Source organism: Acinetobacter pittii ANC 4050, assembly GCF_000399685.1.
GTDB classification, from domain to species: Bacteria; Pseudomonadota; Gammaproteobacteria; order Pseudomonadales; family Moraxellaceae; genus Acinetobacter; species Acinetobacter pittii_E.
In genome coordinates this window covers 3,356,164-3,378,153 of record NZ_KB976987.1, presented here as the reverse complement: position 1 = coordinate 3,378,153, position 21,990 = coordinate 3,356,164, and the positions used below count along the sequence as shown (strand labels likewise).

The 21,990-nt window shown below is 40.3% G+C and carries 19 protein-coding genes and 2 tRNA genes; 5 read left to right on the top strand and 16 right to left on the bottom strand.

Annotation, left to right across the window (positions count from 1 at the left end):
* Nucleotides 1–15: 15 nt before the first annotated feature.
* From aroB to pilM, 7 genes are all read right to left on the bottom strand, one after another.
* A complete protein-coding gene (gene aroB / locus F931_RS19600) occupies nt 16–1,098 on the bottom strand; it encodes a 3-dehydroquinate synthase (protein WP_016142885.1) in 1,083 nt (360 codons plus the stop codon).
* Between the two features lie 28 nt (nt 1,099–1,126).
* Entirely contained in the window at nt 1,127–1,696 is a 570-nt protein-coding gene (gene aroK / locus F931_RS19595) for a shikimate kinase AroK (RefSeq protein WP_016142884.1), read from the bottom strand.
* A gap of 11 nt (nt 1,697–1,707) precedes the next feature.
* Nucleotides 1,708–3,873, bottom strand: a complete 2,166-nt coding sequence (pilQ, locus tag F931_RS19590; RefSeq protein ID WP_016142883.1) for a type IV pilus secretin PilQ — start codon at nt 3,871–3,873, stop codon at nt 1,708–1,710.
* A gap of 62 nt (nt 3,874–3,935) precedes the next feature.
* On the bottom strand, nt 3,936–4,463 hold the full coding sequence (gene pilP, locus F931_RS19585; protein ID WP_016142882.1) for a pilus assembly protein PilP: 528 nt from the start codon (nt 4,461–4,463) through the stop codon (nt 3,936–3,938).
* 11 nt (nt 4,464–4,474) lie between these two features.
* The gene (locus tag F931_RS19580) at nt 4,475–5,254 is read right to left on the bottom strand and encodes a type IV pilus inner membrane component PilO (RefSeq protein ID WP_016142881.1); all 780 of its coding nucleotides are present in this window, start codon (nt 5,252–5,254) and stop codon (nt 4,475–4,477) included.
* The gene (gene pilN, locus F931_RS19575; RefSeq protein ID WP_016142880.1) at nt 5,251–5,892 is read right to left on the bottom strand and encodes a PilN domain-containing protein; all 642 of its coding nucleotides are present in this window, start codon (nt 5,890–5,892) and stop codon (nt 5,251–5,253) included. The genes F931_RS19580 and pilN overlap by 4 nt, the downstream gene beginning before the upstream one ends.
* Entirely contained in the window at nt 5,892–6,950 is a 1,059-nt protein-coding gene (gene pilM / locus F931_RS19570) for a pilus assembly protein PilM (RefSeq protein WP_016142879.1), read from the bottom strand. Before pilM ends, pilN begins: the two co-directional genes overlap by 1 nt.
* Before the next feature lie 162 nt (nt 6,951–7,112).
* Here pilM and ponA point away from each other — a divergent pair, with 162 nt between their 5' ends.
* Complete coding sequence (gene ponA, locus F931_RS19565) at nt 7,113–9,674, top strand: penicillin-binding protein PBP1a (RefSeq protein WP_016142878.1); 2,562 nt, start codon at nt 7,113–7,115, stop codon at nt 9,672–9,674.
* 57 nt (nt 9,675–9,731) lie between these two features.
* Here the strand turns inward: ponA and rrmA are convergent, their stop codons facing one another.
* The 9 genes from rrmA to sbp form a co-directional block, all read right to left on the bottom strand.
* Nucleotides 9,732–10,556, bottom strand: coding sequence for a putative RNA methyltransferase (gene rrmA, locus F931_RS19560; RefSeq protein WP_016142877.1), 825 nt, complete (start codon nt 10,554–10,556; stop codon nt 9,732–9,734).
* A 2-nt stretch (nt 10,557–10,558) separates the two neighbouring features.
* Nucleotides 10,559–10,891 carry a DUF7709 family protein gene (locus F931_RS19555; protein WP_016142876.1) on the bottom strand — a complete coding sequence of 111 codons (333 nt, stop codon included), beginning with the start codon at nt 10,889–10,891 and terminating at the stop codon, nt 10,559–10,561.
* 59 nt (nt 10,892–10,950) lie between these two features.
* Complete coding sequence (mraY, locus tag F931_RS19550) at nt 10,951–12,069, bottom strand: phospho-N-acetylmuramoyl-pentapeptide-transferase (protein WP_002116751.1); 1,119 nt, start codon at nt 12,067–12,069, stop codon at nt 10,951–10,953.
* Nucleotides 12,070–13,470, bottom strand: coding sequence for a UDP-N-acetylmuramoyl-tripeptide--D-alanyl-D-alanine ligase (gene murF, locus F931_RS19545; protein ID WP_016142875.1), 1,401 nt, complete (start codon nt 13,468–13,470; stop codon nt 12,070–12,072).
* A gap of 8 nt (nt 13,471–13,478) precedes the next feature.
* The gene (murE, locus tag F931_RS19540; RefSeq protein ID WP_016142874.1) at nt 13,479–14,978 is read right to left on the bottom strand and encodes a UDP-N-acetylmuramoyl-L-alanyl-D-glutamate--2,6-diaminopimelate ligase; all 1,500 of its coding nucleotides are present in this window, start codon (nt 14,976–14,978) and stop codon (nt 13,479–13,481) included.
* Between the two features lie 3 nt (nt 14,979–14,981).
* Nucleotides 14,982–16,814 carry a penicillin-binding protein PBP3 gene (gene ftsI, locus F931_RS19535; protein ID WP_016142873.1) on the bottom strand — a complete coding sequence of 611 codons (1,833 nt, stop codon included), beginning with the start codon at nt 16,812–16,814 and terminating at the stop codon, nt 14,982–14,984.
* An 11-nt stretch (nt 16,815–16,825) separates the two neighbouring features.
* A complete protein-coding gene (gene ftsL / locus F931_RS19530; RefSeq protein ID WP_016142872.1) occupies nt 16,826–17,158 on the bottom strand; it encodes a cell division protein FtsL in 333 nt (110 codons plus the stop codon).
* The gene (gene rsmH, locus F931_RS19525) at nt 17,158–18,081 is read right to left on the bottom strand and encodes a 16S rRNA (cytosine(1402)-N(4))-methyltransferase RsmH (RefSeq protein WP_016142871.1); all 924 of its coding nucleotides are present in this window, start codon (nt 18,079–18,081) and stop codon (nt 17,158–17,160) included. The genes ftsL and rsmH overlap by 1 nt, the downstream gene beginning before the upstream one ends.
* Before the next feature lie 230 nt (nt 18,082–18,311).
* Nucleotides 18,312–19,313, bottom strand: coding sequence for a sulfate ABC transporter substrate-binding protein (gene sbp, locus F931_RS19520; protein WP_016142870.1), 1,002 nt, complete (start codon nt 19,311–19,313; stop codon nt 18,312–18,314).
* A 398-nt stretch (nt 19,314–19,711) separates the two neighbouring features.
* On the opposite strand from sbp, the gene F931_RS19515 reads away from it, so the two are divergent.
* The 4 genes from F931_RS19515 to F931_RS19500 all read left to right on the top strand — a co-directional run bounded on the left by F931_RS19515 (nt 19,712) and on the right by F931_RS19500 (nt 21,870).
* A complete protein-coding gene (locus F931_RS19515) occupies nt 19,712–20,011 on the top strand; it encodes a hypothetical protein (protein WP_016142869.1) in 300 nt (99 codons plus the stop codon).
* A 116-nt stretch (nt 20,012–20,127) separates the two neighbouring features.
* A complete protein-coding gene (gene gltX / locus F931_RS19510) occupies nt 20,128–21,636 on the top strand; it encodes a glutamate--tRNA ligase (protein ID WP_016142868.1) in 1,509 nt (502 codons plus the stop codon).
* 57 nt (nt 21,637–21,693) lie between these two features.
* Nucleotides 21,694–21,769: transfer RNA gene (locus F931_RS19505), tRNA-Ala, on the top strand.
* 25 nt (nt 21,770–21,794) lie between these two features.
* Nucleotides 21,795–21,870 (top strand) — tRNA-Glu (locus F931_RS19500).
* The last annotated feature ends 120 nt before the right edge of the window (nt 21,871–21,990 follow it).

Genomic DNA, 21,990 nt, shown 5'->3' with positions numbered 1-21,990 from the left:
TGTTACCTTAATTTATTATCCGTGTTGATTCGCCAAAATAGCTTGTTTCATGAGTTCGACATCAAAGTCTTTGGTAATTACTGCTTGACCAAGTTGCTTTAACAACACTAAGCGTAATTGACCATTGAGGACTTTTTTATCATGAGCCATATATCCAAGGAATTCATCCAATGGAATTTTTGGACATGATATCGGCAAATTAGCGCGTTGAATAATTTTTTTTGTACGCTCTACATCATCGCTTGAAATCCAACCTAAGCGTTGTGATAAATCAGCGGCCATTACCATACCTGTTGCTACTGCTTCACCATGTAACCAAGTGCCATAACCCAAGTAAGATTCAATTGCATGGCCGAAAGTATGCCCCAAGTTGAGTAAAGCTCGTTCGCCTTGCTCTTTTTCATCATTAGCCACAATACGCGCTTTATGAGCACATGAACGATAAACAGCTTCCGCTAAAAGCTCAGCATCCCGTCCAATCAACCCATCCATATTCTGCTCTAACCAAACGAGAAAATCAGCGTCGCCTAATAAAGCATATTTAATGACTTCCGATAATCCAGCCGATAACTCTCGATCAGGTAAAGTATTGAGTTGTGCCATATCAGCTAAAACGACTTGAGGTTGCTGAAATGCACCTAGCATATTTTTACCGAGTGGGTGGTTAATACCAGTTTTACCGCCTACACTTGAATCTACTTGTGAAAGGAGCGTAGTTGGAACCTGAACAAAATAAACACCGCGCTGGAAACATGCCGATGCAAAGCCAGCCATATCACCAATAACACCACCGCCTAAAGCTAAAACCGTACAATCACGATTAAAGCCAGCTTCAAGTAATGCATCAAAAATCAAATTTAAATGCTGAATATCTTTATATTTTTCACCATCAGGCAAAATACAAGTCGCTACAGTTTTACCCAAACTTTTTAAAGCTTCTTGATAGTGAGATAAATATAAAGGAGCAACCGTTTCGTTACTCACGATCATAACCTGTTGACCATGAAGATAAGGCTCAAGCAACTGCTTAGGATCAAGTTGACTGCCAATAAAAATAGGATAACGGCGTTCGCCTAATTCAACATGTAAAGTTTGCATGAGTTTATAAAACCACAAGTAAGTTTGGCTATTTTAGCGGGTTGGACAAAATAAGTTGCAGAATCTTTTGAGCAAGATCACGAGCAGCGCCCTGATTGGTTTCAATCGTGTAATGAGCAACTTCACGATATAAAGGGTCACGTATTTTTAACAAATCTCGTAATTTTTGTTCAGGATTTTCAACTTGTAATAACGGTCTGTTTTTATCGCGATAAGTTCGTTGTAATTGTAGTTCTACAGGGGTGTACAGATAAACAACTATACCACGTTGCTTTAGAAATTCGCGATTGGGTGCTTGAGTAATCGCCCCTCCTCCTGTCGCTAATACTAAGGCCTTACGGGAAGTCAACTCATTTATGACTACGGTTTCACGAGTACGAAATCCAATTTCCCCTTCTTTCTCAAAAATCCAGGGAATAGTGGCGCCTGTTTTGCGTTCAATTTCATGATCACTATCTAAAAATTCACGCCCTAATAGTTCGGCTAAATGACGTCCAACGGTTGTTTTTCCTGCCCCCATGGGCCCTACCAAATAAATATTTGGCAGGGTTTCAAACGCTTTGCTTGGCAAGGCGCCACCTATTTCAATTGCTTTCATTAAAAAATATATTAATGATTTCTCACCAAAGTGTCATTAACAATTCGTGGCGTAACGAAAATCAGTAACTCTTGCTTATCATCAGATTTCACATCTTTTCTAAATAAACGTCCAACGACGGGAATGTCTCCAAAGAAAGGAACCTTGGTTTGTGAGTTAGAAGTCGTCTGCTCAAATACTCCTCCTAAAATAACAGTCTCACCATTATTGACGAGCACATTAGTATTAATCTGATTCTTATTTAGAATTAACTCACCATTAGGAGCCGCGCCAGCCACAGAATCCTTTGAAATATCCAATTTCATTTGAATTTTGCCATCAGGTGTAATGCTCGGAGTAACATCCAAACTTAAAAGCGCATCTTTAAATGATGTACTTGCTGTAGCGCCCGCAGCAGAATTCGTCGTGGTTTGATATGGAACCTGTTGACCTGTTGCAACTTTTGCAGGTTGTTTATCTGCGGTCATCACTTTAGGGGTGGAAATCACCTCACCATAGCCATCAGCTTGTAGTGCAGAAAGTTCGAGATCAAGCATAAAATCCGACATACTAATCAAACCAAAGGCAATACTTCCAGCTGGATTAGTTACCCCTAAATCGACATTTAAATTGTCTGGGCGTTCAATCGTATATTTATAACCACCTGTGGTTTCATCTTTTTTAGGTTCTCGTAAATTCCACAAGGTTGTTTCACTACCGCCCACTAACAAATTATTATTATTGGTAATCCCTTGCGATAATATGCCCCATTTAACACCGAGTTCTTTAGTAAAAGAAGTAGAGGCTCTTACAATACGTGCCTCAACCATAACCTGTTTAACTTGTACATCCAAAAGATCAATCATTTTACGAATTTGATCAATCGACTGAGCCGTATCATTAATAATTAAGGTATTGGTACGGTCATCTTGGGTAATTGTTCCACGTGGACTCAACAAACTTCCTACATTATTACCTAAACTATCAACACCAGTATTTAAATTGGTTGAGGTTGAAGTACCCCCACCAGAAGTACTCTGCAAACCATTACTATTGTTTGAGCCTTTGGTAACTAAGCTCATAATATCTTGAGCTCGTGCATATTTCAGTTGAATATACTCAGTTTGCAATGGCGCTAATTTCACACTCTGTGCAACAGCTTTTGCCTCTTCTTCTTCGGCCTTAATCAATTCTGTAACTGGAGCAATCCAAATTACATTTCCATTTCTGCGTTTATCTAAATTTTTAGTTTTTAAAATAATATCAAGTGCTTGATCCCATGGAACATCTTTTAAACGCAAAGTAATATTACCTTGAACGCTGTCAGCCGCAACCATATTAATACCAGTAAAATCAGCCAGTAACTGTAAAACACGACGAACTTCAATATCTTGAAAATCGAGAGAAAGCTTATTACCAGAGTAATTAGGTGTCTTATATAAAGAGGTTACATTTTTGTCCTGCGGACGTTTTAGGCTGATGGTCAATTTATTTTCTGCCTGATAAGCCATATATTCATAGCTACCAGTAGATTGAATCGTAATAACGCCATTGCCTTTTTCGTTATAAGATTCAATTGTCGAAACAGGCGTAGCAAAATCATTTACATTTAAGCGTTTAGCTAAGTGTGTAGGAATTTTAGAGCCTAACGTTCTCACCACGACCTTACTCCCTTGTTGTTGAACATCAACAGGGGTATTACTTCCCAGCAAGTCAATAACAATAAGGCCTTCACCTTGACTACCGCGCTGGAAACCAATATTTGAAACACCTTGGGGTTGCACAACACTTGTTGGTACGGGCTTCGCTACAGCTTGAGCTGAATTAATTTTTAAAATAAAAGTATTGCCTTCAATACGAGTAGTAAAAGCACCTGCCTCATTTAAATTTACTGTTAAACGTGAACGCTGATCATCAGAGCTTACATCGACCGAGCTCGCCTCATTAGTTCCAATCGCTACTTTTGTCTGTGTAAGATTCTGCTGTGCTTTATTAAAATCTAAAATTAAGCGTGAAGGATTTTCAAGTTGATATGCTTGTGGTTGCGGCGGCAAACCATTAAACATCACTCGAATTTCCGTACCCTGACCCGCTATTTGCGTCGGTGCTATGTTGGTCATGCTGACCTGTGCAGATGCAACCTGCATAATTGCAACCGCTACAGCCCCCATAGAAAACTGACTGAATACGTGATTCATTGTCTAACCATCCCCAATTAAATAATCTTTAAAAATACTTTTTCTTTGTTATTCCCTAAATTTTAGGGTGCAGGTCCAATTAACACTAAGGTTCTTGGTCTCTCCACATAGCCTTCTCGTCCGTCAGGAACAATTTCCACCAGATCAATCTGAGTCGGACCAATATGGGTAATCCGGCCTTGATTCATTCCGATATAGTTCCCCACCTGTACACGCTCAATCTGGTGGTCAGGTGTTTGGATAAGCGCCATGACTTGCCCGCGGTTGTTACGCATACTTCCTTTCATATTTAAGGATTCTAATGCATAGCTTTCGAGGGGCTGAGGTGCGCGGGAGAAATTCGGATATACCTGTTTTCCAGCCATAATTTTGAGTTCAGCCGCAAGTGAGCTTGGTAAAAAAGGACTCTTTAACTGATGGGCTGCATAATTAAACTGGGGCACAGGTGTAAAAACAGGTGCAGGTTCTATAGCTTGCGGTGGCTGATTACGTATATCAGCCATTTGCTGATTTACGGCGTCGATTCTTGAGTCGCATCCAACTAAAACCAAGCCCATCCCCAGAGAAAGTAAAATTTTCTTTAGTTTCATTAATTATCCTCCTACTTTCGCTTTGACTTCTTGATAGAAGGAATATTTACATTATGGCTATCGGAGGTGTTGGCTTGGTTCTCACCACCTATCCCTTGTGGATCATTATTATTTTGGCTTTCACTTGCGCCCATATAGCGATAAGTTTTTGCTTTAATAGCGTAATTAAGCACAGGAATATCTGATTTACTATCTTTAACAGGAGCAGCTTCAACGACAAAATCGTGCATGGTTACAATACGCGGTAATGCGGCAATACTGCTGACAAAAGCACCAAAAGCGTGATAATCGCCTGTTGCCTCAATCGTAATTGGCTGTTCAATAAAAATTTCCTGCTTCACTTCATCTTCTAAACGGATATTTTTAAACTTCAGACCAGAATTCACCCCTGTTAAGTTAATATCTTCAACTAAACTTGGAATTTCGGTCTCCTTTGGCAATTGTTCTAACTGCTGATTAAAGTTCGCTTGCATCTCTTGAAGTTGAAGCTGATATTGCTGCAAGTTACGTAATTTTGAATCTTTTTCTCGAAACTCATTTAATAAATTACTTTCTTGTGCCTGAGCATTATCAATTGCTTGGAGCTTTGGCTGAATAGCAACAAAGTATCCCAAGGCCAATACAGCAAAGAAAATAAAAATCCAGCAGGTAATTTTCACAGATAATGGCCAGCTACCATAACTGTTCATATCGAGTGTGTTAAATTGCTGAAGAAATTTTTCTAAGGTAATCTTTTTTTTCTTAGATGGAGCTTGTTCTAAAGACAGCTCATGAAGTTCATCAAGACTCATTTTGCTACCTCCTTATCCGTACTTACAGATGCGTTGGCAGTATCATCTGTTGCTATCACTCCCATTTCCCCTAAATCAACAGTAACGACAAAACTGCCGTAGCTATCTTCCACTCGGGGAAGCAAAGAACTCACAGCCTTATCTTTTTTCTCTTCAGTCGCCAAGAAAGAGTTCATAAAAGCATTGCGATACCATGGGGATGCTTCAAGATTACGTAATAACTCTGCAACTGTATTTGGACTTTCTGCTTTACCTTCAATGGTAAATTTATCTCCAGTTCGACTGAATTTAGTCAAATACATGGCTGCCGGAGTCACGCGCACCAATTCATCTACCAAACGCACGACGACTGGACGCTGACTTTGCAAACCCTGAATGAGTTTCATACGCTCAATAATGGCATCACGCTGTTCTTGCAAACCATTTAAGGTTTTAAGTTGTTGATCTAGATTTTGGTTTGTACTGATGATGAGCTGATTCGCTTGTTCTTGATCATCTAATTTTTGATTCAAATAAAACCACCCGGAAAATACAGTGGTTATCCCCAAAACAACGACCCCAAAACATAAAATAATAAATTGTTTTTTACGCTGCTCCCTAAGCCCATCACGCCAAGGAAGTAAATTAATTGTTGCCATTAATCAAAACTCCTTAAAGCCAAGCCACATGCCACCATTAGTGATGAGGCATCGTTTTCAATTTTTTGAATGTCGACTTGAGGAGAAAAACCCATTTGTAAAAACGGGTTGGCAATAGTGACTCGGTAACCAAGTTTTTGTTGCAACAATTTAGCTAGCCCTGGAATATTGGCATTCCCGCCTGCTAGCAAAATATGGTCAATTTCGTTGAATTGAGATGAAGAAAAGAAAAATTGTAGCGATCTAGCCGCTTGCTGCATTACAGCATCTAAAAATGGCTCTAAGATTTCGATGTCATAATCATCTGGTAAAGAACGTTCTTTCTTAGCCCGTCCCGCCTCTTCTAATGACAAACCATAACGGCTTTGAATTTCGAGAGTAAGCTGTTTACCACCGAAGACTTGTTCACGGGTATAAACGATTTTGCCATTTTGCATAACCGATAATGTGGTCATGGTATGGCCAATGTCTAAAATACCAATAGTATTTGCACCCATGGGTAAGCTATCAGCAAACACACTAAAAGCACGCTCGACAGCATAACTCTCGACATCAGCAAGTTTAGGCGTTAAATCTACCAGTTCCAGTACTTCTACGCGTGTTTCAACATTTTCTGTGCGCGTTGCGACTAAAAGTACATTCACACGATTTGGATTTGGCAGTCGATCTGGTAAAACCTCAAAATCAAGGCTCACCTCATCCAAAGGGAACGGTATATATTGCTCCGCATCTAATCGAATCTGAACTTCACGTTCATCATCGTTCATATCTGCATCCATTTCGATGGTCTTATGAATGACCGTCGATGTCGGAACAGCAATTGCAGCATTACTGGTTTGGGGATTTGCTAAATTCATCGCCCGTTCCAAAGCTTCTGCAACTGCTTCTGGATTTAAGATATTTTTTTCAACTACACTGTTCTCAGGTAAAGGCGTCAAAGCATAACTTTCCACCCAATATTTACCGTTCTTAACAGAGAGCTCTAACAACTTAACAGAAGTCGAACTAATATCGACGCCCATTAACCCCTTATTCGGTTTACGATATAACCTGAGCACACTATTGTCCTATTATTTTTTTATCCCCAAAAAAAATTACAAACCAATAATCTCGGTCTTTATTTTTTACACGGATACAATATCTCATCTAACAATCCGCATGTCTAAAGGCTATACTGACCACAATTAGTTTGTATTCGATCTTATTAAAGCTTACTTATCATGAAAAAGCTATCCAGTTTGGGCTTCGTGCGTCCAATTTTTTTGATCATTATTATTATCTTAGTCTCACTTCCGATGGGCTTTTATGGCATGTATCTCTATATCGCCCCATCGCTTCCAGAAATGAGTTCACTAAAGAAAGCTCCGCTTTTAAAACCGCTTCAGGTCTATACTTCAGACAATCAACTGATTGCCGAGTACGGTGGTAAGCTTTCTATTCCAGTTGAATACAAACAAATTCCTCCTGCTTTTATCCATGCATTTTTAGCAGCAGAAGACTCTTCTTTCTTTGAACATAGCGGGATCAGTTTTAAAGGCTTAGGTCGTGCTTTAAGTGAAAGTGTGACAGGTTCAGATGTGCAAACTGGTGGTTCAACGATCACCATGCAAGTTGCAAAGAACTATTATTTGAGTCCAGAAAGAACCCTAAAACGTAAAATAACCGAGATCTTTTTGGCTCGAAAAATTGAGCAGAATTTATCTAAAGAAGAAATTCTCAGTCTCTATGTGAATAAAATCTTCTTAGGCAAAAATGCGTATGGTATCGCGGCAGCAGCCAAGATTTATTACAACAAAAGTATTAATGAACTGAGCGTTGCCCAAATGGCAATGATCGCTGGTTTGCCAAAAGCACCATCTAAATACAACCCAGTGGTTAATCCGGAACGTGCACTCGAACGACGTAACTGGATTTTGGGTCGTATGTTACAACTGGGTTATATTACTCAAGCAGAATATCAAAAAGGTGTAGCAGAACCGATTAACCTGAACATGCCCAATCGAGATTTAAATAATATTCACCCGTACGCTGGCGAAATGGTTCGTTCAGAACTTGTAAAGCACTTTGGTGAACAAGCGATTGATTCTGGTTATAAAGTCTACACAACGATTAATGCTAAACGCCAAGCGATTGCAGAAAAATCTGTGCAAGATGGTCTTGAAGCTTATGACCGTCGTCATGGCTGGCGTGGTGCAGAAGCGCATGACAAACCATTAAGTGAATTTAGAGCATATGCCAACACTTATCCTGCGCAAGTTACTAAGGTAAATAGCAGCTCTTTTGAAGCATTAATGCAAGATGGCTCAACCGTTACTGTTCAGTGGTCAGGCATGTCATGGGCACGTCCCTATCGCAATGCAAATAGTGTAGGTGGTGCTCCTTCGCGTGCATCTCAAATTGTAAAAGTTAAAGATATTGTTCGTTTACGCCCAAATGATAATAAAACTGCATGGTCTTTAGTTCAGGTTCCTAAAGTTCAAGGTCAACTTATTGCAATTAACCCGAATGATGGTTCAATTGAAGCAATTGTAGGTGGCTATAACTTCTACCAATCAAAATTTAACCGTGCCTTACAAGGCTGGCGCCAACCGGGTTCTACGATCAAGCCATTCCTCTATGCTTTAGCATTAGAAAGAGGTATGACACCGTATAGCATGGTGAATGATAGTCCAATTACGATTGGCAAATGGACACCACGAAACTCTGATGGACGTTACTTAGGTATGATTCCATTACGTCGTGCTTTGTATTTGTCTCGTAATACCGTATCAGTAAGACTTCTACAAACTGTAGGGATTGAACGTACTCGCCAATTATTTATGGATTTTGGTTTACAAGAAGATCAAATTCCACGTAACTACACCATTGCACTCGGTACGCCTCAAGTATTACCAATTCAAATGGCAACTGGATATGCAGCGTTTGCAAATGGTGGCTATCGTGTACAACCACACTTCATTCAACGTATTGAAGATGCTTACGGCAAAGTCATTTATGAAGCCAAACCGGAATACGCATGTATTCCATGTATTAATGCACCTGACACAACAGGTGATGAGCAAAAACCTACAACGACTGATGATGAAGTCATCGAAGTTACGAACAAAGACATAGAGCAGAAGGAAAAGGCCGCTAAGCAGCTTAATCTTAAACAGACTGATAAAAACAACAGTCAATATCGTCAAGCTCAACGTATTTTAAAATCAAGCTCTGCTTACGATATGGCGAATATCTTACGTGACGTAATTGAGCATGGTACAGGTCGTGCTGCGCTTAAAATTGGCCGTAGTGATTTAGGTGGTAAAACAGGTACTACGAACGATGCAAAAGATGCATGGTTTGCAGGCTTTAACGGCAAGTTAGTGACTGTAGCATGGGTTGGATTTGACCAACCGACTACGCTTGGTCGCCGTGAATATGGTGGTATTGCTGCATTACCGATCTGGATTAACTTTATGGGTCAAGCATTGCAAGGTACGCCAGCAGCTTGGGTTCGCTTAGATAAAGACGCTCAAGGCCCTATTTCTCGTGACAAACAACAAACCGTTACTGAAGTAGGCGATAAGAAAACTTATCGTGCTGCTCCACCATTAGCGCGTCCGCTCTACCGTCCAGCACCGCCGCAACCAAAACTGAGCAATGACAATGACTTCTCTGATTTACCGGGTGAAGAAATTGTTATTCCATCTAAGGCTGCGCCTCCTGCTATGAAACCTTCACAGGAGCCTGCGCCTAAGCGTGAAAAAGATGAATTAGAAAATCTGATTAATCAGATTGAATAGTAAAAAAAGAAGCCATCATCAGATGGCTTCTTTTTTTGCGCTCTTAAAAATAGATCATCAGATGGCTTTTTTATTGCGCTTCTGAAAAACATATATTTGAAAAGATGCTGTTACTTCTAATTGTGAGTGCTGCTCTAACTGTGAACGGCGCTCAGGAGAAGCTTTGTAAGCATAAGGCGTCATAGCAATCAGATTTTTTAAAGCCTGCTGCTCAAGCACAAAAGGTGCATCAATAATTTGCTCTTGTTTTAGTTCAAACAAATCTTGCAACTGCTCTACAAACTTTTCTGGTGTGTGAGGGTTCACTTGTTCAAAAAGAGCCTCACGCATGGCGTACAAATGTTCAGAGGCAGGCGTAACAACTATTAAATAACCCTCATCTTTTAAAACACGCGCAATTTCGGCTTGCGGAATCGGGCTAAATAAACTGGTGCAGGCATCCATGCTATGGTCTAGTACAGGTAAAGTCGCCCCTGTTCCTACAACCCATGTTACTTCAGGATTGAGCTTTGCCGCGCGCTGTACAGCAGTTTTTGCAATATCAACACCAACACAGTGCTCAACGACTTGCTGCATAGCACTTGTATAGTAGCCCTCACCACAACCAATATCGAGTATCGCTTTTACATCGAGTTGCTTTAATAAATCGACTACAGCCTGCTGTAATGGCTGATAGTAACCGCCTTGTAAAAAAGCACGGCGCGCATCTACTGACTCGGGTGTATCCCCTGGGTTTTTACTATGTTTATGTTGCACAACATGTAAATTGACATAGCCTTGTTTAGCCACATCGTAACTATGCCCTTGCTCACATCGCCATGTTCTTTCAGTTAAATTTAGAGGCTGACGACATACAGGACACATTAAAATTTGCTTAGCCACTTTTAATTATTCTCTTGTTCTTTTTGTTGTAAATAAGCCTTTGCATGCAGTCCAACAAAGGTGCGACCTGCATTTGTTCCCTTAATCCATTCATCTACCTGAAATAAATCAAACAGACCTACTTTGATCAAAGTTGGAATTGCTATTTTCAATTCTTCCTCAATTTGTCCTCTTTCCCCTGCATTATATAATTCAATATTGTGCAGCATTGTCGCTACAGTTCCTGTTTGAACCTGACTTCCATCTTTAAGTACAACTTGAGGTAATACTTCGCCCTCTCCAACTACTTTTTGATTAATCACAGATAATTGGTCTAGACCAGCAACTTTTGTCATTCACCTCTCCAATAAAAAAAGCCAGTAGAACTGGCTTTATATTGACACTAAAATAAGATCTATCGCAATTTTAAAGTCATTAGACCTAAAACTACTAATATAATTGTAATAATCCAAAAACGAATCACGACTTGCGTTTCTTTCCAGCCCTGCTTTTCATAATGATGATGCAGCGGCGCCATTAAGAACACACGTTTATTACGCATACGCAACGAGCCGATTTGTAAGAATACAGATACTGCTTCCATTACAAATACACCGCCCATAATTGCAAATACGATTTCTTGGCGTACCATAACTGCAATTGTTCCAAGCATCGCACCCAAAGCTAAAGCGCCAACATCACCCATAAATACTTGAGCAGGATGCGCGTTATACCAAAGGAATGCTAAACCTGCACCAATCATGGCAGAACAGATCACCACAAGCTCAGAGGTATACTTCACATACGGAATATGTAAGTAGTTAGCGAAACGGATGTCACCAGACAAGTAAGCAAATACGCCCAAGCCCGTAGCTACCATAACCACTGGCATGATTGCCAAGCCATCCAAACCATCTGTTAAGTTAACTGCGTTAGAAGCACCATTAATTACCAGATAGGTAAACACAATAAATGCTAGACCTAACGGAACAATTGAGAGTGGTATTGAAAGATTCTTAAAGAATGGAATCAATAAATCTAGCATGTTTGCGGTATGTTCTGCATTGGACTGTTGAGTTGCGATTAAATATAACGCAATACCTGCCCCAAGAGACGCAACAGAAGTCCAGAAAAACTTCTTACGTGCAGGTAAACCCGCATTGTCTTTATAGCGAATTTTAATCCAGTCATCTGCCCAGCCTACAGCACCGAACACAACCATTACACCCAGCACAATCCAGACATAAGGGTTAGATAAATCAGCCCATAACAAGGTACTAATACCAATTGAAAGCAGAATTAAAATCCCGCCCATGGTTGGTGTACCCATTTTTTTAGCATGATTTTCAGGAGCAAACGAACTTACTGCCTGACCGTATTTTAACGCTTGTAATTTACGAATCATGATCGGCCCAAGGACCAGACCAATGGTCAGTGAAGTTAATACACTGAGTAAAGAACGTAATGTTAAATAACGAACGACCTGAAATGAGCTGTGATAGCCCGCAAGTTGTTCAAACAACCATAACAGCATTTAAAGTTTCTCCATCAAATCAGCCATCAACGTTTCCATATGAGTAAAGCGAGAACCTTTAAACAGGAAACTCATGGACTGGGGTTGATGTGTTTGGATTAGATTAATTAAAAATGGAAGCGCCTCAGCTTGTGTCTGAAATGCTTTCATTTTATTAGAATGAGAGCCTGCACCCTCGAGAGCAGCTGGAGCAAACTGCCCAACCGCAATAATATGGTCTAAAGGAAGCTCGGCGAGATCACGCCCTAAATCATGATGCTCTTGCCAACTGCTATCACCTAACTCACCAATATCCCCGATGACCATCACTTTTACGCCTTGTTGCTGCAACAGCACTTGTGCAGCAGCGCGCATAGAAGTTGGATTGGCATTGTAGGTATCATCAATAAATAAGTAAGGTGACTTTTGAATAAAGTTAAGACGACCTTTCGCTCCCTCAGCTTGCTCTAAACCTTGAACAATATCTTCTAGTCCAATACCAAGTGCCAAAGCAAAAGCTACGGCTGCGGTCGCATTTTGAACATTATGTTCGCCGGCAAAAGGAAGCTTAACAGCACTACTACCTTGCGGTGTATGAAGATTAAAATTCGTTGACTGGGGCAATAAATCAATATCTGTTGCATAGACATCGCCTCCTACACCAAATGTAGAAATGCGATGCGCCTTTGCAGCTTCAAGAATTTCGGCAGTAAAGTCATCTTGTTGCGGCACGATTGCAACACCATTCGGTAAAATATGGTGATAAATTTCCGATTTAGCGCGGCAAATACCTTCACGCCCACCAAATTCACCCAGATGAGCTGTACCAATATTTAAAATACCTGCAACATGGGGCTGAACAATTTTTGAGGTGTAATCAATCTCACCTTGATGGTTTGCACCCAACTCCATCACCGCATATTGATGTTCCTTGCGAAGCTCTAGCAACATCATCGGGACACCAAGGTCATTATTTAAATTGCCTCGGGTAATTAATGTTGGTGCTAAGCGCGACAATATACTTCCCAACATTTCTTTGGTCGTCGTTTTACCACTACTGCCCGTCAAGGCAATTACCTTTAATTGTGGGTTCTGTTCACGGCGATAAGCGCCAAGTTGTCCTAAAGCCAAACGGGTGTCGGTAACAACAAGTTGAGCAATATCAACATCTAGCGGACGTTCAACAATGGCGATTTGACAACCATTTTCAGCAACTTGCGCAACGAAATCATGCGCATCAAAACGCTCACCTTTTAGCGCTAAAAAGGCATCCCCAGTTTCCGCATGACGCGAGTCCGTCAAAATACGTTTAATTTCAGTTTGAGGGATCTGGTCTTTATGCCAGTAGCCCTGTGTTGCCTGTTGTAATTGTTGAGCTGTCCACGGTTCCAAAGGCACGGTACTGGTGGTTGAAGTATGCATAATTTGTCCTATTGTGCAGGGTAAGCAGCGTCTACAGTATGATGTTGCGCAGCAATCGCTGATTGCACTTCGACAACATCATCAAACCAGTGACGCACGCCATTAATTTCTTGATAATTTTCATGTCCTTTACCAGCAATCACAACAATGTCGCCAGGCTGAGCCTGTTGTGCAACAAATTTGATTGCTTCACGGCGGTCATGAATTTCATGCATACGGTGCCCTGAAAAATCGATTTCTTGCTTCATGTCTGCAAAAATCTGTTCAGGGTCTTCTGTTCGTGGGTTATCTGAAGTCAAAATAATCGGGTTTGCGCCATCTAAAGCTGCTTGAGTCATAAGTGGACGCTTACCGCGATCACGGTCTCCACCACATCCAAATACTGCCCAAAGTTGATTCGAAACATGGCGTTTTAATGTTTTAAGCACTTGAATTAATGCATCTGGTGTGTGCGCATAATCAACAACAAATAAGCGATCACCATCGCGAATGACCTGCATTCTGCCTGGCGCACCAATCAGTTGAGGAACGAAAGCGACTATTGCCTTTAAATCAAAACCCGCTTGTTCAGCAGCGATGAGTGCTGCAACCAAGTTTTCGACATTAAAATGCCCCAATAACGGACTTTGTACCGCAAAAGAACCATGCGGACTCACTAAATTAAATGTTGCCCCAGCTAAACTATAACTTAGGTCAGTAATATAATAATCGGCAAAATTCTGAGTAAGTGAATACGTTAAAATTTTTGGTTGAGCAGGATTTTGCTTTGCTGCATTTATCATAAGAGCAGCATGCTCATCATCTAAATTAATAACAGCTACTTTTAAAGAATTGAAACGGAATAAAAGAGCCTTTGCTTCTGCGTAAGCTTCTAAAGTTCCATGATAATCCAGATGATCACGACTCAAATTACTATAAACGGCAATCTCAATAGCACAGCCATTTAAACGTCCTTGCTCTAAACCATGTGAACTTGCCTCTAAAGAAGCAAAAGTCGCACCTTGTTTAGCATAATCATGCAATGCATTTTGTAGGTGTAAAGCATCAAGCGTAGTATGAGTTGATGGCGTTAAGTCTGGCAAAATACCATTACCTGTAGTACCCATCACGGCACAACGCTGTTGTTGTGAGCTAATTAATTCAGCCACTAGACGCGAAATTGTGGTTTTACCATTTGTACCAGTCACGGCAATAATACGTGCTGGCGTCACAGGATCTATACGCTGTAAATAACGCTCTTGCCATTCGCCCATACGTTGACGTACATCAGGACACACCCACTCATTTGCCACACCCAGCTCAGTCTCACTAATGATGGCAAGCGCACCATTTGCTAAAGCCGACTCAGCAAAGGTACGCGTTTTTTCAGGTTGGCTATAACTGGTCAAAGCGATAAAGATCTGGCCTGACTCAACCTTACGGCTGTCTAAACTAAAACCATGAAAAGGCTGCTTAGACCAGTGTGCATCAATCTCGACTGGATTAATTTCTTGAAAAGAAACAGACATAGCTTACCTGCGAATAGGATTTACTGAAGTATCAAGGGGCTTATCAAGCGGCACATTCATTAAACGCAATGATTCTTGCATAATACGTGCAAAAACAGGGGCCGCAACCAAACCACCGTAATAACGACCTTGTGGATTTTCAACAACGACAATAACTGCTAAACGAGGGTCGCTAATCGGAGCTACACCTGCAAATAAAGCACGGTATTCATTATTTGAATAGCCTTTGCGGTCTGCACGAAGTTTATGAGCCGTACCTGTTTTACCGCCAACACGATAACCCGGAATATTAGCTTGTTTGGCAGTACCACCTGGCATAGTTACTTGCTCGAGCATAAGCAAAACCTGATCAGCAATTTTTGGAGCAAGAACTTGCTCACCCTTAGGTGCTTGATCGAGCTTATGTAGGCTTAAAGGCATTTTCACCCCATGGTTTGCAAGCATTGCATAGCCTTGCGCCAACTGGAGAATAGTTGCGTTTAGACCATAACCATAAGCCATAGTACCGATTTGAGAAGAGTTTAATTTGCTTACGGGAAGCACTAAACCAGAGCTTTCGCCAGGGAACTTCACAGCAGAGCGTTTACCAAAGCCAGCACGATTAAAGAAGCTCGGTAATGTTTCCTTAGGAAGTGATAACGCAATTTTTGCCGAACCTACGTTTGATGACTTGATAATTACGCCACTAACCGTCAAAGCACCATAATTATGTGTATCGCGAATGGTATGCCAACCTAAACGCATTGAACCAGGTGAAGTGTTGACAATCGTATTTGGTGTGTATTTTCCAGTTTCGAGCGCAGCAGAAATCGTAAAAGGCTTCATGGTAGAACCCGGTTCGAACATATCAATCGCACCGCGGTTACGCATAGCATCTTTATTAGATAAGCCGTTTTTATCATTCGGGTTATAAGATGGCCAACTGGTCATTGCCAGAATTTCACCTGTTTTAACATCTACAGCAATTGCTGTTGCCGAACGGGCATTATTTGCAACGCCAGCAGCAGTCAACTCACGATACATAATATATTGCAAACGAGAGTCGATACTTAAAGTGATGTTTTCGCCTGGCTCACCTTCACGAATAACCTCTGAAACTTTTAAGCGGTTACCACGTTTATCACGAATAATTTTTTGCTCACCATCCACACCTGACAGTTGTTTATTCAACTGCATTTCCAAGCCTTCAATCCCTTGGCCTTCACTATTTGTTAGACCAATAATCTGAGCATTTGGCTGTGGTTGAGGATAATAACGTTTATACGTTTTCTCGGCATAAACGCCTTGGAAGTTACCCTTTGTAATCAGATCTGCCTGTTGTGGTGGCACTTCTTTTTTCAAAACTAAATAACGAGAACGTGGACGTGCATTCATCTGTTTCTTAAGATCGGCACGGTCTAAGCCCACCACATCAGCCAATTCATCAAGATTCAGGTTTTTATCTGGCAATTGGCGTTTTAACTTACGATTATTCGGATCTTTCTTTAATTCTGCCGTAATTTCGTCATATAAATGCTTAGTATCAAAATAATCACGCGGATCCATTACGATTTTCATGATCGGAGTACTGATCGCTAAAGGCACACCATGGCGATCGCTAATCACCCCACGCATTGCCTCAATACGTTCCGTACGCAAAATATTGGCATTGGCCTTGTTTTGTAAAAAGTCTTTATTAATAACTTGTACATAAAATGCACGTGCAATTAATACAACAAAACAGAGCAGTACTGTTGCCCAGAGCAGATAAAACCGCCACATATCAAAGGCAAGAGTTGGTTTTTCCGAAATAGACTGCTGTTTTTTCCGTGTTTGCTTTGTTCGCTTATCTACCATACAGCAAGGCCTTACTTATTTTGCTCTGAGGTCATCGGTAAAGAAATTACCACCGTTTCTGCAGCAGGTGGCGAAAACATCCGTAGTTGGGTTACAGCACGCGTACCAATCTGTGCTGTTGCACCGAAGGTTTGTTGCTCAATAAGCAAACGCCCCCATTCAGCATTGAGATCATCACGCTCACGCATATAAGAGCTAAGCTCTCTATAATCATGTCGATATTCAAATACTTGAAATACCACCATCATGGCACTGATAAAAACAAGTGCCACTAGTACGGTATATACCACAACTTTTTTCACCACTTTATTTTCGGTGGTTTCAATTTCATCACTGCTTTTCATTACGCGCCTTTTTGTTCCAAGCGTTCAGCAACCCGAAGCCATGCACTACGTGAACGAGGATTCGCTTTTACTTCTTCTTCACTCGCACGAACCCGTGAAATTTTCTTTAACCTTCTTGTATCTACCTGTTGCTGTGGCATCCCCCAGCCAAAATCTTCTGCCAAAGTCGATTCTTTTTGAATAAATTGTTTAATCAAGCGATCTTCAAGAGAATGAAAGCTAATCACAGACAAACGTCCTTTTGGTTTTAGCAAGTCTACAGCTTGTGGTAAAAATACTTCAATATCATCTAGTTCTTTATTAATAGCAATACGAATTGCCTGAAATGTACGTGTGGCCGGATGCTTATGTTTTTCCCATTTAGGATGAGCTGTTTTAACAAGTTCTGCCAACTGTGCTGTCGTGTCGAGTCTTCCAGCCTGTTTAATAGCTTTTGCAATACGTCGACTATAACGTTCTTCGCCATATTGATAAATAATATTTGCCAATTGTTCTTCTTCAATTTCAAGCAACCACTCAGCCGCAGTTAATCCTTTAGAGTTATCCATGCGCATGTCTAACGGACCATCTTGCATAAAACTGAAACCACGCTCAGCTTGGTCGAGTTGAGGAGATGACACCCCTAAGTCAGCCATAATACCATCAACACTCATCACACCAATTTCCTGCATTTTTTCTTTAATATCAGCAAAACTGGCATGAATAATAGTAAATCTTGGATCTTCTTGTGCCAAAGCAGCCGCAACTTCCAAAGCTTGAGGGTCTTTATCAAATGCATACACTCGTGCATTTTCATCAAGTTTCGAGAGCAATAAACGTGTATGCCCACCTCGTCCGAAGGTTGCATCGATATACACCCCTGTTGTGCGATCTGCCAATAAGCTCTCAACGGTCTCAAAAAGTAAGACAGAAATATGCGACATAGGTGTTAAATCATTGCGTAAAAATGTAACTGCACATTATCACCTTGTTTATGTCCAACACCAAACGGCTTTTTGTAGGAAAATATTAATTTTTCATAGATAAAACCGTTTTATTAGCATTTTTTAAGCAAAAAAAGAAAGCAAGCCCACTTTTTTAAGTTTGCTTACTTTCTTTATAAATATTTAGCTTTTAACTTTTCTTTTGGACTACTGTTTTTTAAACATTCTATTTACTGTTTGCCACCATAAATTTGGTCAAAAATAGCGCCATTTGCAAAGTGAGTTTTCTGTGCTTTAGCCCAGCCACCGAATACATCATTAATGGTAAATAATTTAATTTTTGGGAATTGCGCTGCATATTTCGCAGATACTTGAGCATTACGCGGTCGGAAATAATGTTTAGCAGCCAATTCTTGGCCTAAAGGTGAATATAAAAAGTTTAAATAGCCTTTTGCTAAAGTTCGGTTTCCATCTTTATCTACGGTTTTATCTACAATCGCGACAGATGGTTCAGCTAAAATCGAAATTGATGGATAAACAATTTCATATTTATCTTTATCTAGTCCTTTAGTTGCCAATAATGCTTCATTTTCCCAAGACAGTAAAACATCACCAATGCCACGTTCAGCAAATGTTGTAAGTGAACCACGTGCTCCTGAATCAAGCACTTTCACATTGTGATAAAGCTTTTTAACGAGCTCTCGAGCTTTAGCATCATTTCCACCTGGCTGTTTTAAAGCATACCCCCACGCAGAGAGATAAATCCAACGCGGTGCACCACCTGTTTTAGGGTTAGGCGTAATAATTTCTATTCCCAGTTTTGTTAAATCATTCCAGTCGCGTATGTTTTTTGGATTACCCTTTCGCACTAGAAATACGACAGTTGAAGTATACGGGGCAGAATTATTCGGAAATTCTTTTTGCCAATTTGGCTGAATAAAACCAGCTTTCACAATCTCGTCAATGTCATTCGCAAGTGCTAACGTTACTACATCAGCCTCAAGCCCTGTTGCTACTGCACGAGCCTGTTTACCAGATCCCCCATGCGATTGTTTAAATTCAACATCTTGCCCTGTCCGCTGTTTCCAAAACTTACCAAAAGCCTGATTATATTCTTGATAAAACTCCCGCGTCGGGTCATAAGAGACATTTAAAAAAGAAGTAGCTGCTTGAGCGGCTGTTACCGCCATTCCCATATACAAAGCGACAGCCATTATTGATATTTTTTTCATTTACAAAATCCATCATTCATTTTAGTTTTACTATATTTTTAATTTTATTTTTTACAATCAATTACTTATATTTATATCTTTATTAATAATCTTTTTTAAAGATATACTTTAGAATGTCTGAGTTATTCATTTTTGAAAAATTTTGTAATTATTCTTACAACTTATTTAGGACCTTCACTTTATCTACACATTAATTTGATAAATAATGAAGTGCAAAGGATACATATGGTTTACATTTAAGTCGACCAGATTAAAATATAGGTAAATTTTGTAAAAATTGTGACACAGTTCAACTTTTTTATTAAGATTTATGTTTAAATCGTAGTATTACCGTAATTTTACATTTTGTTAAACTCAAAAAATAGATGAAATGTAATGAACAGAGGGGATGATTAACAATGAAAATTCATTATGGAAAAGCGTTAAGCTTAAGTTTGGTGCTGGGTTTGGCATCACAGTTCTCTGCAGCAGCAGTACTTAAAGACACTCCAAATAAAACTGGTTCAGATAAGCAAACTTCACTTATTGAAAAAGCTTTAGATCAACAAAAACGCAACCCTATTGTGTTACCGTCTACAAATGATGAACTTAAAGTTCTAAATACGATTCGCGTTACACCAACTCAAAATTTTCTAGCTGCACAACATGAGCGTTTTTCACGTTTTGTTCAGGCAATCTTTCAGCCGCATGCTTCTTAAAATCTGAAACGCCCCCTCTTCGTTTCAGTTTTAGCCCAGACTGACGTTAAATAAAACGTCAGAATACTGGGCTTTTTCGTTATAATAGTTTCAATTTTTATTCTGACCCTTTATCTATGAAAGTTCGTACTCGTATTGCACCTTCCCCTACCGGTTTTCCTCATGTCGGCACAGCTTACATTGCTTTATTTAACATGTGTTTTGCAAAACAAAATGGTGGAGAATTTATTTTAAGGATTGAAGATACAGACCAACTTCGTTCTACACCAGAATCTGAAAAAATGATTTTGGATTCATTACGTTGGTTAGGTTTGAATTGGTCTGAAGGTCCAGATGTAGGTGGTCCGCATGCACCATATCGTCAATCTGAACGTATGGGAATTTATAAGCAATACGCATTAGAACTTGTTGAAAAAGGTCATGCTTTTTACTGTTTTGCAACAGCAGAAGAACTTGACCAGATGCGTGCGGAACAACAAGCACGTGGCGAAACACCAAAATATGATGGCCGCGGCTTAAAGCTTTCTCAAGAAGAAGTGACTCGCCGTCTTGAAGCGGGTGAACCTCATGTCATTCGTATGAAAGTGCCTGAAGAAGGTGTTTGTAAATTTAATGACTTGCTCCGTGGAGAGGTTGAAATTCCTTGGGCACAAGTCGATATGCAAGTTCTTCTTAAAACAGATGGCTTACCAACTTACCATTTAGCTAACGTTGTTGACGACCATTTAATGGAAATCACTCATGTATTGCGTGGTGAAGAATGGCTTCCATCTGCACCAAAGCATCAATTGCTTTACCAATATTTTGGTTGGGAAATGCCAACACTTTGCCATATGCCATTGTTGCGCAACCCAGATAAATCAAAACTATCTAAACGTAAAAACCCAACATCAATTAACTACTACCGCGATATCGGTGTATTACCAGAAGCCTTGTTAAATTATTTAGGCCGTATGGGTTGGTCAATGCCAGATGAAAGAGAAGTTTTCACATTACAAGACATGATGGATAACTTTGACATTCAACGTGTATCACTAGGCGGACCAATTTTTGACGTTGAAAAATTGAACTGGCTTAACGGTCAATGGATCAAAGGGTTAACTCCAGGTCAATTATTAGACCGCTTATTAACATGGAAAAGTGACCGCAGCACTTTAGAAGACATCGCTGCCGCTATTCAACCACGTATTAATTTACTTTCAGAAGCTGTGAATTGGGCTGGTTTCTATTTCAACCATATGCCACAAATCACAGCAGAAATGTTTGAAAGTAAAAAATTGACTCAAGAGCAAGTTCGTCAAAGTTTGCAATTTGCAATTTGGCGTCTTGAAGGCCAATTTACTTGGAATAATGACACCGTTAGCCAAACCCTAATGGATCTAGCAAATCAGATGGGCATTAAATTACGTGATTTTATGCCAGCGTTTTTTATTGCAATTGCCGGTTCAACGAGCTCAACACCAGTTATGCAGTCAATGGTTACGCTTGGACCTGATTTAACTTTCGCTCGCTTACGTCATGCCCTAGAAATTGCGGGTGCACCAAGTAAGAAAGAAGTTAAAAATTGGGAAAAACTCAATGAGAGCTTAAAATTGCCGAAAAATGACGCAACTAGCGAAGTTTAATTCATTTTTTTGTTGACGTGTGAGCGCATTCACCCTAAGATTGCGCTCACACAAACTGGGGTCATAGCTCAGTTGGTAGAGCGCTACAATGGCATTGTAGAGGTCAGCGGTTCGATCCCGCTTGACTCCACCACGCTCCTTTGTGTTTGCCTCATCAAGTCCCTATCGTCTAGAGGCCTAGGACATCGCCCTTTCACGGCGGTAACCGGGGTTCGAATCCCCGTAGGGACGCCATATTCTGCTTTAATAATTATTAAAAGACTCTCTCGTCACCTTACTGTTTATTCTTTATCTCTTTCTAGATTGCACATTTGTCTATTTTATCTAAAATAGCGTCTTTCTTAATTCTCTCAA